This window comes from Streptosporangium sp. NPDC050148, from assembly GCF_055586505.1.
In genome coordinates, this window is record NZ_JBVJIA010000003.1 from 193,886 (window position 1) to 210,546 (window position 16,661).

Below are 16,661 nucleotides of genomic sequence, written 5' to 3' on the forward strand. Positions count from 1 at the left end.
GCTACGCAATGCGACGCCCGAGCGACAGTACGCGCCCACACCCCCCGCACCCGCCCCCCCCCCCCCCCCCCCCCCCACCGCTCGGATCGGGTCAGGACGGGTTGCCGTCCGCGCCGCACTTGATGATCGGGCGGATGCAGTTGCGCACCCGGCGCTCCATCTCGGCCTCGGGCCAGGCGTTGAAGAAGTCACCGTGCATGGTGTACCCGGGTCCGGAGGCCAGGCGGAACCGCGCCGGGTCGCCGTTGACCGGGTAGCGCAGCACCTGGCGCAGCTTGGGCACCGGCACCGGGTGCGAGGCCGGGCAGGTCCCGCCCACCGGGTAGGACATGTGGCTCTTGTGGTCGGGGGAGTCGAGGTCCCTGCCGTTCCAGCACTGCGGGAAGTCCAGGTAGGACTCCAGCATCGTGCCGGCCGGGCAGTTCACGAAGTTCTTCGAGGCGCCCACGTGCCCGGCGTGCAGGCACGACCAGCGCGCGATCGTGTTGTCGTCGGGGCCGGTCGCCCTGGCGTTGCCCGCGACGATCCGCAGGCCGAGCGGGAGCGGCTGGATCCGCGCGATCACGTCGTCGCGCACGCCCTCGCCCAGGTAGTAGAACGTGGTGCCGGTCGGCTCCACCGGGGTGTTGCCGTTGTACAGGGTCGGCACCCAGTACGACGACAGGTCGACGCGCGGGTTGCAGTTGCTGGGAGAGCTCTGCAGGCTCGCCAGGGTCGTGTGGGCGTTGGTGGTGGTGCTGCCGAAGAAGCTGTGCATGTGCGACGCGCCGGGCAGGCCGGGGAAGATGATCGGGTCGTCGGGCAGCCGGTGGCTGAACGGGCAGTCGGCGAGGAACTCCGCCACCCGTACGACGGCCGCGGACGAGCCGGCGGCCTGCGAGCGCGACGCCGTGCCGGCCTGGGCGGGCAGGACCGACAGGGACGTGCCCAGCAGCGCGGCCAGCGCGAGGGTCAGGGTCAGCGGGCGTAGCCGGCGCCAGAGGGCACCGGACGAGGGACGTGGACGCATGGGGCGGCTCCTTTGGCCGGCTCTCCGGCACGGCTCGCCGGGAGCCGTGCCGGAAGGGGGGTTGGCGAGGGGTTACCGGTAGACGCGTACGTAGTCGACGAGCATCTGCTTGGGGAAGCCGGTGCTCGCGTCCGGCGGGCCGGGCCAGTCACCGCCGACCGCGAGGTTGAGGATGATGTAGAAGGGGTGGTCGAAGACCCACGGGCCCCGCGTCGCCTCGACCTGCTCCTTGCTGATGGTGACGACCGTGCGGCCGTCCAGCGTGTAGACGATGCCCTTGCTGTCCCAGTTGGCCGCCCAGACGTGGAAGTCGTCGGAGAGGTCGGCCCCGTTCGGCAGCGTGTACGAGCCGCCGATGCCGCCGCCGCCGTTGTAGGCGGGCGCGTGCACGGTCGAGTAGGAGGTCTTGACGTCCTTGCCGAGCACCTCCAGGATGTCGATCTCCCCGTTGTACGGCCACGGCCTGCCGGTGAGGAAGTCGGCGCCCATCATCCAGAACGCGGGCCACAGGCCGTTGCCCTTGGGGACCTTGACGCGGGCCTCGACCCGGCCGTAGGTGAAGGTGAACTTGCCTCCGGTGTTGATCCGTCCCGAGGTGTACCGGCAGGGTCCGCCCGGGCACGACGACCCGGCGGTGGTCTCCTCCCTCGCGGTGATGACGAGGTTGCCGTTGCCGTCCATGGCGGTGTTCTCGGGCTTGTAGTACTCCAGCTCGTTGTTCGGGCCGGTCCCCGGGTCCTGGGTCCACTTGGCCGCGTCGGGCCTGGTCCCGGCGGCGCCGTTGAACTCGTCGCTCCAGACCAGCGACGGCGGGTTGGCCGGGTCGGCCGGGAGCGGCGGAGGCGTGATCGGCGCGCCACCGGTGCCCCAGACCTGGAACTCCCACAGCGAGTAGCCGTACGGGGTGGCCCGCTGGGTGCCGTACATGCGCACGTAGCGGCCGGCGCCGTCGACGGTCAGCGTCTGCTTGAAGCCGGTGCCGGTGGTGGTGGAGTAGATCGGGGTCCAGGTGGCGTTGTCCGGGGAGACCTGGATCTGGAACGCCCTGGCGTAGGCCGGGTCCCACTGCAGCACGACCCTCTTGATCTGCGCGGTCGCGCCGAGGTCGACGGAGATCCAGGCCGGGTCCACCCAGCCGCCGGTGGGGCTGGTCGCCCAGCGCGAGGCCGGGTCGCGGTCGAAGGCCCTGGCCGGGGTGCACTCCCAGCAGTTCCCGTCGTGCTGGGAGGTGGAGGCCGCGCCGGGCCTGCCGTAGGAGAGCAGTCTGAGCTCGCCGGGGTTGCCGGGGTCGGTGGAGCCGGTCGTGCCGTAGACCTGGAACTCCCACAGCGAGTAGCCGTAGGCGGTGGCCCGCTGGGTGCCGTACACGCGCACGTAGCGGCCGGATCCGCTGACGGTCAGCGTCTGGTCGCCTCCGGTGCCGGTGGTGGTGGAGTGGATCGTCGTCCAGGTGGTGCCGTTGGGCGAGGTCTGGATCTGGAAGGCGCGTCCGTGGGCGGCCTCCCACTTCAGCGAGACCTGGGAGATGGTCGCGGTGGCGCCGAGGTCGACCTGGAGCCACTGCGGGTCGCTGAACGCGCTGGACCAGCGGGTGCCGGGGTTGCCGTCGACGGCGGCGGACGCGGGGAAGGCCACTCCCTCGGAGGAGGAGGCCGTCACCGGCCTGCCCTGGGAGAGCAGGACGTCGGCGGCCGCCGAGGCGGGCAGGACGGCCAGGCAGGGGGCGAGGAGGCTGACGGCGAGGGCGATCAGCAGGACCAGTGGGCGGGCGGGATGTCGAGGCGAGGGCATCGCGTCTCCTCGTGGTGGGGGGTGCAACCGATATCGGTTCGGGGAGCGCTCTCTGAGCAGAGATTGCTCTTGTCTGACCGACGCTGTCAAGTACCCGCTCAACCAGTAGGAAACGGCCCGGACACGTGCCGGTAACCGGCCGCACGCTTCAGGGAGCGCTCCCGGAGGATCTTTTCGGTCATCGCTCGTGGCCTCTGAGCAGCACCTTGGCGACACCCGGGCCGAAAACGTTCCGCCGCACCCTGCCGTCGCGTGACGCCGCGGGGACCGTGCCGGTCCGCGGGAACTCGGCGAGAATTTCCTCCGTGGACCGCTCCGCCCCGGGGAGCGTTCTCTTCATGATCAACGGATAGGCTGCGGGGAGGGTGGGACCGCACGCCCCGGCAGTCCTGGCCACCCGGCGGTACGCACTGCGGGAGAGACCACATGAGACGTCCCACGCTGGACGCCGTCGCCACCCGGGCCGGCGTGTCCAAGTCGACGGTCTCCAGGGTGGTGAACGGCGAGCCGACGGTCGCCGCCGACATCCGCGACCTCGTCCTGCGGGCGGTGAACGAGCTGGGGTACGTCCCCAACCCGGCGGCGCGCAGCCTGGTGACCCGGCGCACCGACTCCATCGCGGTGATCGTCTCCGACCCGCCGGCCGGGCTCGTCTCGGACGACCCGATGTTCTCCACGGTCGTGCGCGCGGCCAGCCGCGAGTTCGAGGCCGCGGGCAAGCAGGTCGTGCTCATGCTCGCCGGTTCGGACGACGCCCGGCTGCGCGCCACGCGGTTCGTGTCCGCCCGCCACGTGGACGCGGTCATGCTGGTGTCGATGCACGGCGCCGACCCGTTGCCCGCGGCGCTCGCCGCCACCGGCGTCCCGCTCGTCTCGCACGGCAGGCCCCCCTCCCGGACATCCATCCCCTGGGTGGACAACGACAACGTCGGCGGGGCCGCCCAGGCCGTACGGCACCTGCTGGAGGGCGGGCGGCGGCGGATCGCCACGATCTCCGGGCCGCTGGACATGTCCGCCGCCCAGGACAGGCTGGGCGCCTACCGCGAGGTGCTGAGCGAGACCGGGCGGCGTTCGATCGTGGCCATCGGGGACTTCACCCGCGTCTCCGGGGCCGAGGCCATGGCGCAGCTGCTGGAGGACGACCCGGCGCTGGACGCGGTCTTCGCCGCCAACGACCTGATGGCGATCGGCGCGCTGCGGGCGCTGCGCCGGGCGGGCCGGCGGGTGCCCGACGACGTGGCGGTGGTGGGGTACGACGACATCGAGGCTGCCCTCTACACCGATCCGCCGCTCAGCACGGTGCGCAGCCCCATGGGCGAGCAGGCCGCCGCCTCGGCCCGCCTGCTGCTCGGCCTGCTGCGCGGCGAGCCCGCGGAGCCGGTGATCCTGCCGACCCGGCTCGTGGTCAGGGAGTCGAGCTAGCCTCCCGCGCCGGGGGGAGCGGGTCCCCCGCCCGCCGGGTGCCCACCGTGGGCCCCGGCCCGGCCACGTGAGTCCCCGCCTGCCCCCCGTGGGCCTCTGCCTGCCCGTCGTGGGCCCCGGCCCGGTCACCGTGGGCCTCTGCCTGCCCGTCGTGAGCCCCGGCCTGCCCGTCGTGAGCCCCGGTCCGGCCGCCGTGGGCCCCGGCCTGGAGGGCGCGGGCGAGGCCGTCCAGCCCCAGCGCCAGGCCGGCGCGCTCGGCGTCGGTGAGCTCGCCGAACAGCGTGGCGTGCGTGGCGCGCAGGCCCGCGCCGACCTCCTCGGCCGCGGCCCACCCCTGCTCGGTGAGGCGGAGGCGGTAGAAGCGGCGGTTCGCCGGGTCGCGCTCGCGCGACAGCCACCCCCGCCGCTCCATGCCCGCGGCCAGGCGGCTCACGGTGCTCTTCTCCAGGCCCAGGCGGACGGCCAGCTCCCGCTGGGAGAGCGTCTCGCCCTCGGCGAGCTCACCGAGGGCGAACACCTCCGACAGGGAGAGCCGCAGCTCACCGTGGCCGTGCGGTTCGAGCAGCCCGCCCGCCCTGGCGAGCAGCCTGAGCAGGCGACGCAGATCGTCGTCGGGGAACACTCCCCCATAAGTTGTGTCGTACAACTGTTGATCCTATGCTCGGTCTCGGACAGTTGCTTCGTACAACTTATAGGAGGGTGCCATGCGCACCGCCCGCAGAACCCGCACGGTCGGCGTGAGCGCGTCCGGCCGTCCCGCACGGGACGGCCGCCTCGCACGGGACGGCCGCCACGACGGGGACGGCCGCCTCCTCGGAGACGGCCACGACGGACCGGCCGGCCGGCGGTCGCGCCGATGAGGGCACTGGTGCTCGGCGGGTACGGCGCGGTCGGTGCCCGGATCGTGGACGGCCTGCGCGCCGGCGGGGACGTGGCGCTCGCCGCGGGCCGCGACGCCGCACGCGCCGACGTGCGGGTCGACCTGACCGCCCCCGCCTCCGTACGGGCGGCGCTGCCCGGGATCGACGTCGTCGTCAACGCGGCCGGTGCCGAGGACCCGGCACTGGCCGCCCTGGTCACCGAGCACGGCGCGGCGTTCGTCGACGTCACCGCCACCACCGCCTACGTCACCGCCCTGGAACGGCTCGCACCGCCCCGGCCGGTCCTGCTGAGCGTGGGGCTCGCCCCCGGCCTGACGAACCTGCTCGCCGCCGCGGTGCACGACCCGGCCGCCCCCGCGCCGATCGACGTGGTCCTGATGCTGGGGGCCGGCGAGCACCACGGCGAGGCGTCGTACGCGTGGGCCTACGGCCTGCTCGGCCGTGACTTCCGCGACCCCTGGACCGGGACGGCGGTGCGCAACTACACCCGCGGCCTCCGTCTCGACCTGCCCGGCTACGGCAGGCGACGGGTCTACCGGGCCGACTACTCCGACCAGCACGTCCTCACCCGTGACCTCGGCGTGCCGGTACGGACGCGCTTCGGCCTGGACTCGCGGGCGGCGACCGCCTGCCTGGCGATGCTGACCCGCCTTCCGGGCGCGTCGAGAGCGCCCCGGGGACTGCGCTTCCCCGGCACCGACCGGTGGCTGGCGCTGGCCCGGTCCGGGAACGGCACGACCCGCTGGGCCATCGGCCACGGCGAGGTACGGGCCACCGCCGCCGTGGCGGTGTCCGCCGCGCGGGCCGCCACGACGCTGCCGCCCGGCGTCCACCACCTGCACCGCGTGTCGGCGCTCGGCGACCTCCCCGGGGACGCCGGCATCCGGCTCGGTTCCTCACCCCGGGACGTCCTGCCCGTCGCGTGACGCGGGCGACGGCGGGCGTCAGCCGGTCCGCGCCCCCGCCGGCCCGGCCGGGCCGGCGGGACCGGTGGCAGTCAGGCCCGGCCCGCGTCCCGCAGCACCTTCTCGGTGGCGACGAGGCGCACGCAGACCGTCAGGCCCGCGATGGCCGCCTCCAGCTCCTCCTGCTCCGGGTAGGTGGGGGCGATGCGGATGGTGCTGTCGCGCGGGTCGGTCCCGTACGGGTGGGTGGCGCCCGCGGGGGTCAGGGCGATGCCCGCCTCCCCGGCCCGCATGACCACGTCGCGGGCGCAGCCGTCCAGCACGTCGAGGCTGACGAAGTAGCCGCCCGCCGGGGTGGACCAGGTCGCCAGGCCGGTGCCGCCCAGCTCCTTGGACAGGATCGCCTCGACCGCGTCGAACTTCGGCCGCAGCAGCTCCCGATGGCGGCGCATGTGCTCGGCCAGTCCGGCCTCGTCGCGCAGGAACTGCACGTGGCGCAGGTGGTTGATCTTGTCGGGACCGATGGTCCGCTTGCCCGTGTGCCCGATCAGCCAGGCCACGTTGGCCGGGGACGCCCCGAAGAAGGAGACCCCGGAACCGGCAAAAGTGATCTTGGAGGTGGAGCCGAAGACGAGGGCGCGGTCCGGGTTCCCGTTCTCGGCGCAGAGCGTCAGGATGTCGGCGATCTCGACGGGCGTGTCCGTCAGGTGGTGCACCGCGTAGGCGTTGTCCCAGAAGATGCGGAAGTCCGGGGCGAGGGTCGGCATTGCGGCCAGGCGCCGCGCGGTCTCGTCGCCGTAGCTGACGCCGCTGGGGTTGCTGTACTTGGGCACGCACCAGATGCCCTTGATCTGCGCGTCCTCGGCCACCAGACGCTCGACGACGTCCATGTCCGGCCCGTCGGCGTCCATCGGCACCGGGATCAGCTCGATGCCGAACCGCTCGCACAGGGCGAAGTGGCGGTCGTATCCCGGCACCGGGCACAGGAACGCGATCCGCGGCTCGTCGGCCCAGCGGCGGGTGGCGCCGGGCACCGTGCCGAGCAGGGCGTGGACCACCGTGTCGTGCATCAGCGACAGGCTGGAGTTGTCGGCCGCGACGAGCTGCGCTGCGGGCACCTGCAGCGGGCCGCTGAAGATCTCCCGGAGCTCGGGCAGGCCCTGGAGCCCGCCGTAGTTGCGGCAGTCGGTCCCGTCGGCGGCGGCATGGCCCCGGGGAAGACCGAGCAGTTCCTCGGAGAGGTCGAGCTGGCGCGCCGAGGGCTTGCCCCTCGTGAGGTCGAGCGAGAGCCCGCGCCGGACGAGTGCCTCGTGGTCGCGCCGGGCCGCGTCCCGCAGGGCGGTCAGCTCGTCGATGGACAGGGCCGAGAGGGCCGGAGAGGTCACGGGAGTTCCTTCGCCTGCTGGTCGGTGCCGGTTCCGGAGGTGAACGGCGACGACCGCGAGAACGGCGCGCGACCTCCTCCGGAGGTGACCGGGGTCGGTCTCGAAGGATAGAAGACCACACCGCGCGACCGGAAACCGGCACCCGAACCCGTGTCCCGGGTTCCTTCCCGGCCGTGTCCGCCCAGGCGCCTCCCTCCGGCCGCTTCCGCTCGGTCGCCTCGTCTCGCCTCGCCTCGTCTCGTCTCGGCCGCTGACACGGGCACGGGCCGCTGGCGCGGGCACGGGTGCGGACGGGGACGCGAAAAGGCGGACGGGCACGCGAAAAGGACGGGCACGCGAAAGGGGACGTGATCAGCGGCACTGGGCGAGCATGACCCTCTTGTCCGCGCGGGTGACCGGCAGGTCGTACTTCAGGGCGACCTGGGCGAAGCGGACGACGTAGGCGCAGCGGATCCCCCGCCTCGGAGGGAGCCAGGACGCCGGGCCGGACCCGCCCTTGGCCTCGTTGGCGTCGCCGTACACCGGGAGGAGGTTGAGCGGGTCGTTGGCGAAGCGCGTCCGCTTGGACATCGGCCAGCGGGAGGTCCCCATCCGCCACCCGTACGAGAGCGGGACCACGTGGTCGACCTGGATCTCGTCGGAGCGCTTCTTGCTCCAGCGGACGATCCGGCCGGTGTAGGGGTCGCGCAGCCTCATGGAGACCACCACGCACTCGGAGCCACGGCGGTAGCGCACCTGTTCGCCGTCGCGGGCCAGCAGGTCGTCGCGGGTACGGCAGCCGTTTCGCGCGTACGGCACGTCCCGGGCGGTGTCCGCCCAGTTCTCGCCGTACCGGATCCGGCTGTAGCCCGCCTTGGACCTCATCCCCGCGACGCGGAGCCCGCCGATCAGCCTGGTGGCGGCCCTGCGGTCGCCCGCCGACCTGACCGCCGCCAGCCCGGGGCCCACGCCGTCTGGATTGTCCAGTGGCGCGACCCTCGCCGGGGCGGCCCCGGCGGGAGAGTCCTCACGCGCCGACAGTGAGAAGAGCACCGCGGCGCCGAGCACCACGGTGAACACCCCCCGCGTGCTCACCCATGCCTCCAGAAAGGTCTCCGGGCTCGGACTTTGTTGATTCCCGGCAATCCGTTGACCGACACGGGACGTCCACCGGTTGAGACCCGGCGCCGGCCGGCCGGGGACGCGCCGCCCCGGCCGACCGGTCCGCGACCGAAGCCGGGGCCCTGCCCGGAGCGGAGGCCCGGGGCCGGTCGGCGCCGGGTCAGAGCCAGTTGCGCTTCTGGAAGGCCCGGTAGAGCAGGACGGTGCCCACCACGATCAGGAGCGTGGACGTCCAGAAGCCGATCGAGTGGCCGTAGCCGGGATAGGGCACGTTCTGCCCGTAGTAACCGGTGATCATCGTGGGCACCGCGATGATGGCCGCCCAGCTGGTGATCTTCTTCATGATGTCGTTGAGCCGGAAGCCCTGCTGGTTCATGTGGGTGTCCCGGACGTTGGTCACCAGGTCCTGCAGTGACTCGCTCCACTCCGCGGTGCGCAGGGTGTGGTCGTAGATGTCCTGGTAGTACGGGACGAGCTTGGCCTCCAGGATCTCCTCCCCCCTGCGCAGCAGGCTGCCCACCACGTCGCGCATCGGCACGGCCAGCCGACGGAAGCGCACCAGCTTCTTGTGCATCTCGAAGGTCCGGCGCTGGATGTGCGGCATGTCCCCGGGGTTCTCCTGGAACAGGTCGTCCTCCAGGTCCTCGACCCGGTCGTCCACGGTCTGCAGCACGTCGAAGTAGCCGTCCACGACGTAGTCGAGCACGCCGTGCAGCAGGTACGGCACCCCGAGTTTCACCAGCTCGGAGTTGGCGTCCCAGCGCCTGACCACCTCGTCGATGTCGAAGGTGGGGTTCTCCCGCACGGTGACCAGCGCGTTCTTCGTCACGAAGATCGAGACCTCGACGAACTCGACCGTGTCGTCCTTGATCCTCGCGGCGTAGGCGGTGATGAACAGGTGGCTGTCGTAGGTGTCGAGCTTGGGCCGCTGCTGGTTGTGGAGCGCGTCCTCGACGGCCAGGGGGTGCAGCCCCAGCTCCTCGCTGACCTTCGCCAGGTCCGCCTTCGTGGGCGAGCAGAGGTCGAACCAGACGACGGCCGAGTCGTCCGCCACGTGGTCCGAGATGTCGTCGATCGGGAAGCCCTCGGCCTCCAGGACGCCGTTGCGATACAGGCGGGTGCGGTCCATGGGCGCCCACCCTAGCCCCGTCCGGCACGGCCTTCGTAGGTGGCCGTACGGATATATTCCCGGCAACCTCGGGGTTCGAGGAATAACCTCGCCCGCCCCGGGCAGCAGTGGCTACCACAACAGACGAAGCCTGAGGTGAGGTCACATGATAGTGCTGGGACTTCTCTTGATCGTACTCGCGGGTGCGACCGTGATCGCGGTCTCCTGGGATGAGACCGCAGCATCGACCACCACCGCGACGTTCACGATGTTCGACCGTACGTACCAGCTGACCCAGCTGGAGCTCTTCTTCGCGGGTGTGGCCACCGGAGCGGTCTTCCTGCTCGGCCTCGGCATCATCTTCGCCGGGATGAAGCGTTCGGCCGCGCGCCGTCGCAAGCTCCGCGCCGCGCGGGCGGAGGAGCACGACCGCGTCACCCGTCTGGAGGAGGAGAAGCGGGAGCTGGAGCGCAAGCTCGAGGAGACCCCCGCGACTCCGGCGACGACCGCTTCGACGACGACCACCACCACCTCCACGGCCCCGGCGGTCGACCGTGACCGCGACGGCGTCGACGACCGCCTGGAGGACACCGCCCCGCACCCGCGGGTCGACGTGCCCCGCCAGACCGCCGACGACCAGCTGGTGGCCGGTCGTCACGGGAACACGGACCGCCACTAGTCACCCGTCTCGTCCCACCTCCGACCGATCCCGACCGAATTCGTCCGACGCCGGTGCGGCACCCATCGCACCGGCGTCGGCATGTCCGGACGGTCTCGTCCCCCTGCCTGCGGCCTCTCGCGACCCGTCCCCCGGCAGGGCGGGGACCCGCGCGAGGTCCCGATCCGCCGTCTCCTCCGCGCCGCTCTGTCCGGCTTCCCTTCCGGCACGCTCCCCCTCGGGTCCCGTCACCCCGGGAACGGTCTCCCGCGAGGTGGACGCGTCGGGCGGGGACGCGCGGCGGTGGTGCAGGAGCGTCATGAGCCCTCCGGCGACGAGCCCCCAGAAGGCCGCGCCGATGCCCAGTAGCGTCAGCCCGGAGGCGGTCACCACGAAGGTGACGGCCGCGGCCTCCCTGCGCCCGGGGTCGGCGACGGCGGAGACGAGGGCCGCTGCGAGCGCGCCCAGCAGGGCCAGGCCCGCGACGGCCTCGACCAGCAGCGGCGGGGAGAGCAGGACGAGCGCGGTGGCCAGTCCCGAGCCGATCCCCAGGACGATCATCGAGATCCCCGCGGTGACCGAGGCGATCCACCGGCGGGACGGGTCGGGACCGGCGTCGGGACCGGCGGCCAGGGCCGCGCTGATCGCCGCCAGGTTCACCGCGTGACCGCCCAGCGGCGCTCCCAGCGTGCTGGCCAGGCCGGTGGAGACGAGGATCCCGCGCAGCGGGGGGCGGTAGCCGTACCCGGCCAGGACCGCCATGCCCGGCACGTTCTGCGAGGCCATGGTGACCAGGAACAACGGGAGCGCGATGCTGACCAGCGCCTGGGCGCTCCAGGAGGGGGCGGTCACCTCCACGATCGGCCACAGGTCCGCCGCGCCCGGTGCCTGGCCGGTCAGGGCGATCGCCGCGACGGCGACGAGGAGGGCCACCGGGGTCGCCCAGCGGCGCGCGAACCTGCTCAGCAGGACCCAGACGAGCACGGCGGGCCCGGCCAGCAGCGGTATCTCGGCGAGCGCCCGGACCGGCGCGATGCACAGGTCGAGCAGGACCCCCGCGAGCATGGCCCCGGCGATCGGCGCGGGGATCGCGCCGATCCAGCGGCCCAGGGCCGGGAACAGGCCCGCCGCGGTGAGCAGGAGGCCGGAGACCGCGAACGCGCCGACCGCGGCGGGAAACCCGCCCTGCACGGTTCCGGTCGCCACCAGCAGCGCCGCGCCGGGCGTGGACCAGGCGATGGTGATCGGGACGCGCCGGCGCAGGCCGAGCCAGACGGCGACCACGCCGTTGGCCACGCAGAGCGCCAGCAGCCCGGACGCGGCCTGCCGCTGGTCGGCGCCCACCGCCCTGAGCCCGGCCAGGACGACCGCGAACGAGCTGGCGAAACCGACGACCGCGGTGACCACTCCGGCGACCACGGGTTGAAGCAGGCGGGACATGTCGATCCTCACGCGGGGAGACGTGCGCCGTTCCGTAAACGGAACAGTCTTGATGCCGCACCATAGCCTCATGGACTCCGGAGCACAAAACCTTTCGCCCGCCCTGGACGGTGTCACATCCGGCATAGGGCGGCGGATCCGCCTGCTGCGCGAGGAACGCGGCATGTCGCTGTCGGCTCTGGCCCGTGCCGCGGGCGTCGGCAAGGCCACGCTCTCCGGCCTGGAGAACGGCACCCGCAACCCGACGCTGGAGACCCTCTGGGCGATCACCGCCGAGCTGGGCGTCCCGATGGCCATGGCCATCGGCACCCCCGCCGCGGGCACGGGCACCACCCCGGGCGGGAGCGTGAGCGAGGGGACGCCGGTCATCCACGGGACCGCCGTCGGCGGGGCGCTCCTGCAGGTCTTCGAGGACGAGTCGGTCACGTACGAGCTCTACCGGCTGGTGATCCGCGCGGGGACGCCGCAGGTCTCGCCCGCCCACCACGAGGGCGTCACCGAGCACGTGACCGTCTTCGCCGGGACGCTCAGCGCCGGGCCGGTCGGGGCCCCGATGCGGGCCGGGCCCGGCGAGCACGTCTCCTGGCGGTCGGACGTCCCGCACTCCTACGCCGCCCTGGGTGACCGGGACGTCCACGCCTCCCTGCTGATGCGCTACCCGCGTCCCTGACACCCGTGCCACCGGTCCGGCCGCCGTCGACACCCGGCCACCCGGGTCCATTTCAAAATTGGGCAAAAGTAATATTTAGGTATGACACCACGGTCCCTGGCGATTCTCTTCTGGGCCACGGGTGTCCTGGCGTACGTGATCGCCGTCTTCCACCGGCAGTCACTGGGTGTGGCGGGCATCGAGGCGGCGGCACGGCTCGGCGTCGGCGCGGCCGGGCTCTCCGCGCTGGCCATGTGCCAGCTTCTCGTCTACGCGGGCATGCAGGTGCCGGTCGGCATGCTGCTCGACCGGTTCGGCTCCAAGCGCATGCTGGTGCTGGGGGCCGCCGTGATGGCCTGCGGGGAGCTCGTCTTCGCCCTGGCCTCGGGGCTCGTGGCGGGGATCGCGGGCAGGGCGCTGGTCGGCTGCGGCGACGCGATGACGTTCATCAGCGTGATCAGGCTGGTCAGCCTCTCCTTCTCCGCCCGCCGCAACCCGCTGATCGTGCAGATCACCGGCCTGATCGGCCAGGTCGGCGCGGTCGCCTCGGCGGTGCCCCTCATCCACTCCCTGCACGTGTACGGCTGGACGCCCACGTTCACGGGCGCCGCCGTCCTCGGCGTGGTCTCCGCGTTCCTGGTGCTCCTCGTGCTGCGCGACTCCCGTCCCCAGCGGTCGGACCGCCCTCCCGGCCTGAGGGCCGCCTGGGCCGAGCCGGGCACCCGGCTGGGCATGTGGACCCACGCGGCCACCCAGTGCTCGTCCGCCTCGTTCCTGCTGCTGTGGGGGTACCCGTTCCTGGTCCAGGGCCAGGGGCTGTCCCCGGCGACGGCGGGCGTGCTGCTGTCCACGCTGACCATCTGCGGCATGGCCTGCGGGCCGCTGCTCGGCTACCTCGCCGGGCGGTTCCCCTTCCACCGCTCCCGCCTGGTGCTCTTCGTGATCGGCACCACCGCGGGGACGTGGAGCGCCGTGCTGCTCTGGCCGGGGCGGGCCCCGTTCTGGCTCCTGGTGGTGCTCGTGGTGGCGCTGGGGACCAACGGCCCCGGGTCGCTGATCGGGTTCGACTACGCCAGGACCTTCAACCCCACCACCCGGATCGGCGCGGCCACCGGCATCGTGAACGGCGGCGGCTTCGTCGCCTCGGTCTCGGTGATCGCCCTGATCGGCGTCACCCTCGACGTGATCGGGAACGAGAGCCTGGACGCCTTCCGGTGGGCGTTCCTCATGCAGTACCCGGTCTGGGCGCTGGGCACCGTCCAGGTCCTCCGCTACCGCGGCAAGGCGCGCCGGCTGCTCCTGGCCGCCGAGACGAACACCTGACCCGCCCGGCCCGCCCGCCGCGCCGGATCGCGAGGTCACAGCGGCCGCCGGGGCCGGGAACACCCCGGCCCCGGCGGCCGTTGTGACCTGATGTGGCCCCCGCCCTCCTGTCCGGGACGGCGTGAGAGTGCTACCGTGATCGCGGGTGTGACGCACCGTCGGCCAGACCGCGTGCGACGATCCGCCCTTCTTCCCCGTGACCGCGGTGCCGGTCCGATCGCTTGAACCCGGTCCGGCCGTCGTGCGGCCGGCCGATCCGATCTGATCCGATCCGCCACCGTGAGCCGGTCCGCCGCATTCACGCCGCTCCGCCGCATTCACGCCGCTCCGCCGCATTCACGCCGCTCCGCCGCGTTCACGCCGTCCGGCCACCCGCGCCGGGCCTTCCGCTCCGCTCCGCGTCCGGGCCGGCTCGCCTCCGAGCCCCTCCCCGGCGCCGGGCAAGCTCGGCCGCCCCCGTCCCCGGACGGGCCGTGCGGCCGTTTCCCCCACGTTCCACGAGACCCTGAGAGGTCCCCATGACGACCGAGACCCCCGCGGTGATCACCACCGCCCCCACGACCCACGAGACGTCCACGACCACCGGGACGTCCGCGACCACCTCCCACCCGGCCGCTCCCCGCGCGACCACCGTGCACGAGGCCGGGACCCGCAAGAGCACCCGCCGCACCGGCGCGCCGGAGAGCACGGCCAGGAAGGTCCCCCGCCCCCGCCGGGGCGACGCGGGCGGCACCGCACGGACCCCGCGGGCCCCGTCCGGCGACCGGGCCGCGGGAGCGTCCGGGGGACACGCCCCCGTCGAGACCGTGACCGGCCTGCTCGACGTCCAGGGCAGGACCGGTCACCTCCGGACCCGCGGCCACCTGCCCGGACCGGGTGACGTGCGCGTTCCCCCCGCCCAGATCACCGAGTACGGCCTTCGTCCCGGCGACCTCGTCGTGGCCACCTCGCGAGCCCCGTACGAGAGGCTGGAAGGGGTGGAGAGCGTGAACGGCGGTCCCGCCGGGCGGCCACGGCCCGACTTCGCCGACATGACCCCGATCCACCCGCGCGAGCGGCTCCGCCTGGAGGCCGGATCGGCGACCGGCCGGATCGTCGACCTGTTCGCGCCGGTGGGCAAGGGACAGCGCGGCCTCATCGTCGCCCCGCCCAAGGCGGGCAAGACGATGGTCCTGCAGAACCTGGCCGCCGCGATCAGCGCGAACCACCCGGACTGCCACCTCATGGTGGTGCTCGTCGGCGAGCGCCCCGAGGAGGTCACCGAGATGCGCGAGTCCATCCGGGGCGAGGTCGCCGCGTCCACCTTCGACCGTCCCGACCGCGACCACACCGCCGTCGCCGAGCTCGCGGTCGAGCGCGCCAAGCGCCTGGCCGAGAGCGGGCGCGACGTCGTGCTCCTGCTGGACTCCCTGACCCGGCTCGCCCGCGCGTACAACAACCTCGCCCCCGGTGGCGGGCGGACGCTGGCCGGTGGCATCGACACCACGGCCCTGCTGCCCCCGCGGCGCTTCTTCGGCGCCGCGCGCAACCTGCGCGACGGGGGCTCGCTGACCATCCTGGCCACCGTCCTGGTCGAGACCGGCTCGCGGATGGACGACAGCCTGTTCGAGGAGTTCAAGGGCACCGGCAACATGGAGCTGCGCCTCAGCCGCGCCCTCGCCGACAGGCGCCTCTACCCCGCCGTGGACCTCGACGCGTCCGGCACCCGCCGCGAGGAGATCCTCCTCGACCCGCAGGAACGGGAGCTCACCTGGCGGCTGCGCCGCACGCTGGGCGGCCTGGAGCGGCAGCAGGCCCTGGAACTCCTCCTCGACCGGCTCGGCGAGACCCCCGACAACGCGGCCTTCCTCCGGCTGATCCGGCAGACCACCTGATCACCGGCCCGTCCCACGGGCCCCGCCCGCACCCGGCGCGGACCCGGTGCCGCCGCGGTACGGACCCGGTACAGACCCGGTGCGGCCCGGATGCGGACCCCGGTGCGGACCCGGTACAGACCCGGTGCGGACCCGGTGCGGACCCGCCCGGACGGCGCCCCCCGCGGCAGGCGGCATGATGGCGGGATGCTGGCCGATGTCGTCGAACACCTCGCCTGCCCGGTCTGCGCGGGCGGGCTGACCCTTCACGAGCGGGCCCTCAGGTGCGACCTGGGGCACGGCTTCGACGTCGCCAGGCAGGGGTACGTCAGCCTGCTGACCGGGTCGCGGGTGCCGGGCACGGCCGACACCGCGGCCATGGTCGCGGCCAGGGACGCCTTCCTCGGCGCCGGGCACTACGACCCCCTCGCCCGCGCGGTGGCCGGGGCCTGCCCCGCCGGGGCCAGGGTGCTGGCGGACGCCGGAGCCGGGACGGGCCGCTATCTCGCCGGGGCGCTGGAAGCGCTGCCCGAGGCCGTCGGGGTGGCGCTGGACGTCTCCAAGCACGCGATCAGGCGGGCCGCGCGGGCACATCCGCGATCGGGTGCCGTGGTGGCCGACGTATGGAGGCCGCTCCCGTTGAGAGATGGCACGATAGATGTGCTTCTGAATGTGTTCGCCCCAAGAAATGGGGCAGAGTTCGCTCGGGTGCTCAAAGGTGCTGGTGAGCTCGTCGTGGTCACACCCACCTCACGGCATCTCGTGCCACTGGTGGAGCGGCTGGGACTCCTGTCGGTGGACGAATCGAAGGAGCGGCGGATGGCGGAGAGCCTGAGCGAGCACTTCATCGAGACCGGCCGGAGCAGCCACGCGTTCGAACTCGTCCTGGATCACGACGCGATCGAGGCGGTCGTGGGGATGGGCCCGAGCGCCCGGCACACGGATCCCGGGGTTATGCGAAGAAAGATCGCTGATCTGCCTGAAAAGAGCACCGTGGAGGCTTCTTTCCGCATGTCTATCTTTAAGCGTCGCCCTTAAGCAAGCTGTGTGCTTGACAGCTACCTTGGCGACCCGTGTTACTGATGTGACATTTAGTCCGAAATTCCCTGACATTAACCAAGCAATTGCCCGGTGAA

The 16,661-nt window shown here is 72.9% G+C and carries 14 protein-coding genes; 7 read left to right on the forward strand and 7 right to left on the reverse strand.

Translation table 11 applies throughout. The features are described 5' to 3' along the window. Positions 1-91 precede the first annotated feature (91 nt). Positions 92-1,009 carry a DUF1996 domain-containing protein gene (locus tag ACZ6RT_RS04475; RefSeq protein WP_470152215.1) on the reverse strand — a complete coding sequence of 306 codons (918 nt, stop codon included), beginning with the start codon at positions 1,007-1,009 and terminating at the stop codon, positions 92-94. A gap of 72 nt (positions 1,010-1,081) precedes the next feature. After that, positions 1,082-2,800: a discoidin domain-containing protein gene (locus ACZ6RT_RS04480; RefSeq protein ID WP_470152216.1), complete on the reverse strand. Its 1,719-nt coding sequence runs from the start codon at positions 2,798-2,800 to the stop codon at positions 1,082-1,084. A 426-nt stretch (positions 2,801-3,226) separates the two neighbouring features. Between ACZ6RT_RS04480 and ACZ6RT_RS04485 the strand changes: the two genes are divergently transcribed. Then, positions 3,227-4,222 carry a LacI family DNA-binding transcriptional regulator gene (locus ACZ6RT_RS04485; protein WP_399185264.1) on the forward strand — a complete coding sequence of 332 codons (996 nt, stop codon included), beginning with the start codon at positions 3,227-3,229 and terminating at the stop codon, positions 4,220-4,222. On the opposite strand, the gene ACZ6RT_RS04490 is transcribed toward ACZ6RT_RS04485, so the two are convergent. Further along, positions 4,206-4,868, reverse strand: coding sequence for a MarR family winged helix-turn-helix transcriptional regulator (locus ACZ6RT_RS04490; protein ID WP_470152217.1), 663 nt, complete (start codon positions 4,866-4,868; stop codon positions 4,206-4,208). The two genes, ACZ6RT_RS04485 and ACZ6RT_RS04490, sit on opposite strands and share 17 nt — an antisense overlap. Before the next feature lie 210 nt (positions 4,869-5,078). On the opposite strand from ACZ6RT_RS04490, the gene ACZ6RT_RS04495 reads away from it, so the two are divergent. Further along, a complete protein-coding gene (locus ACZ6RT_RS04495) occupies positions 5,079-6,029 on the forward strand; it encodes an NAD-dependent epimerase/dehydratase family protein (RefSeq protein WP_470152218.1) in 951 nt (316 codons plus the stop codon). A gap of 71 nt (positions 6,030-6,100) precedes the next feature. On the opposite strand, the gene ACZ6RT_RS04500 is transcribed toward ACZ6RT_RS04495, so the two are convergent. The 3 genes from ACZ6RT_RS04500 to ACZ6RT_RS04510 all read right to left on the reverse strand — a co-directional run bounded on the left by ACZ6RT_RS04500 (position 6,101) and on the right by ACZ6RT_RS04510 (position 9,623). Then, positions 6,101-7,393: an aspartate aminotransferase type Ic gene (locus tag ACZ6RT_RS04500; protein ID WP_399185261.1), complete on the reverse strand. Its 1,293-nt coding sequence runs from the start codon at positions 7,391-7,393 to the stop codon at positions 6,101-6,103. Between the two features lie 351 nt (positions 7,394-7,744). Further along, positions 7,745-8,467, reverse strand: coding sequence for an HNH endonuclease family protein (locus ACZ6RT_RS04505; RefSeq protein ID WP_399185260.1), 723 nt, complete (start codon positions 8,465-8,467; stop codon positions 7,745-7,747). Positions 8,468-8,654: 187 nt separating this feature from the next. Then, entirely contained in the window at positions 8,655-9,623 is a 969-nt protein-coding gene (locus ACZ6RT_RS04510) for a magnesium transporter CorA family protein (protein WP_399185259.1), read from the reverse strand. Between the two features lie 166 nt (positions 9,624-9,789). Here ACZ6RT_RS04510 and ACZ6RT_RS04515 point away from each other — a divergent pair, with 166 nt between their 5' ends. Next, positions 9,790-10,281 (forward strand): hypothetical protein, encoded by a 492-nt coding sequence (locus ACZ6RT_RS04515; protein WP_470152219.1) that lies wholly within the window; start codon positions 9,790-9,792, stop codon positions 10,279-10,281. Here the strand turns inward: ACZ6RT_RS04515 and ACZ6RT_RS04520 are convergent, their stop codons facing one another. Further along, positions 10,282-11,700 (reverse strand): benzoate/H(+) symporter BenE family transporter, encoded by a 1,419-nt coding sequence (locus ACZ6RT_RS04520; protein ID WP_470152220.1) that lies wholly within the window; start codon positions 11,698-11,700, stop codon positions 10,282-10,284. It abuts the gene before it with no gap. A gap of 70 nt (positions 11,701-11,770) precedes the next feature. Between ACZ6RT_RS04520 and ACZ6RT_RS04525 the strand changes: the two genes are divergently transcribed. The 4 genes from ACZ6RT_RS04525 to ACZ6RT_RS04540 all read left to right on the forward strand — a co-directional run bounded on the left by ACZ6RT_RS04525 (position 11,771) and on the right by ACZ6RT_RS04540 (position 16,563). Then, positions 11,771-12,370: a helix-turn-helix domain-containing protein gene (locus tag ACZ6RT_RS04525; RefSeq protein WP_399185256.1), complete on the forward strand. Its 600-nt coding sequence runs from the start codon at positions 11,771-11,773 to the stop codon at positions 12,368-12,370. An 81-nt stretch (positions 12,371-12,451) separates the two neighbouring features. Further along, the gene (locus ACZ6RT_RS04530; RefSeq protein WP_470152221.1) at positions 12,452-13,672 is read left to right on the forward strand and encodes an MFS transporter; all 1,221 of its coding nucleotides are present in this window, start codon (positions 12,452-12,454) and stop codon (positions 13,670-13,672) included. 518 nt (positions 13,673-14,190) lie between these two features. Further along, a complete protein-coding gene (gene rho / locus ACZ6RT_RS04535; protein WP_470152222.1) occupies positions 14,191-15,546 on the forward strand; it encodes a transcription termination factor Rho in 1,356 nt (451 codons plus the stop codon). Between the two features lie 186 nt (positions 15,547-15,732). Then, positions 15,733-16,563: a putative RNA methyltransferase gene (locus ACZ6RT_RS04540; protein WP_470152223.1), complete on the forward strand. Its 831-nt coding sequence runs from the start codon at positions 15,733-15,735 to the stop codon at positions 16,561-16,563. The last annotated feature ends 98 nt before the right edge of the window (positions 16,564-16,661 follow it).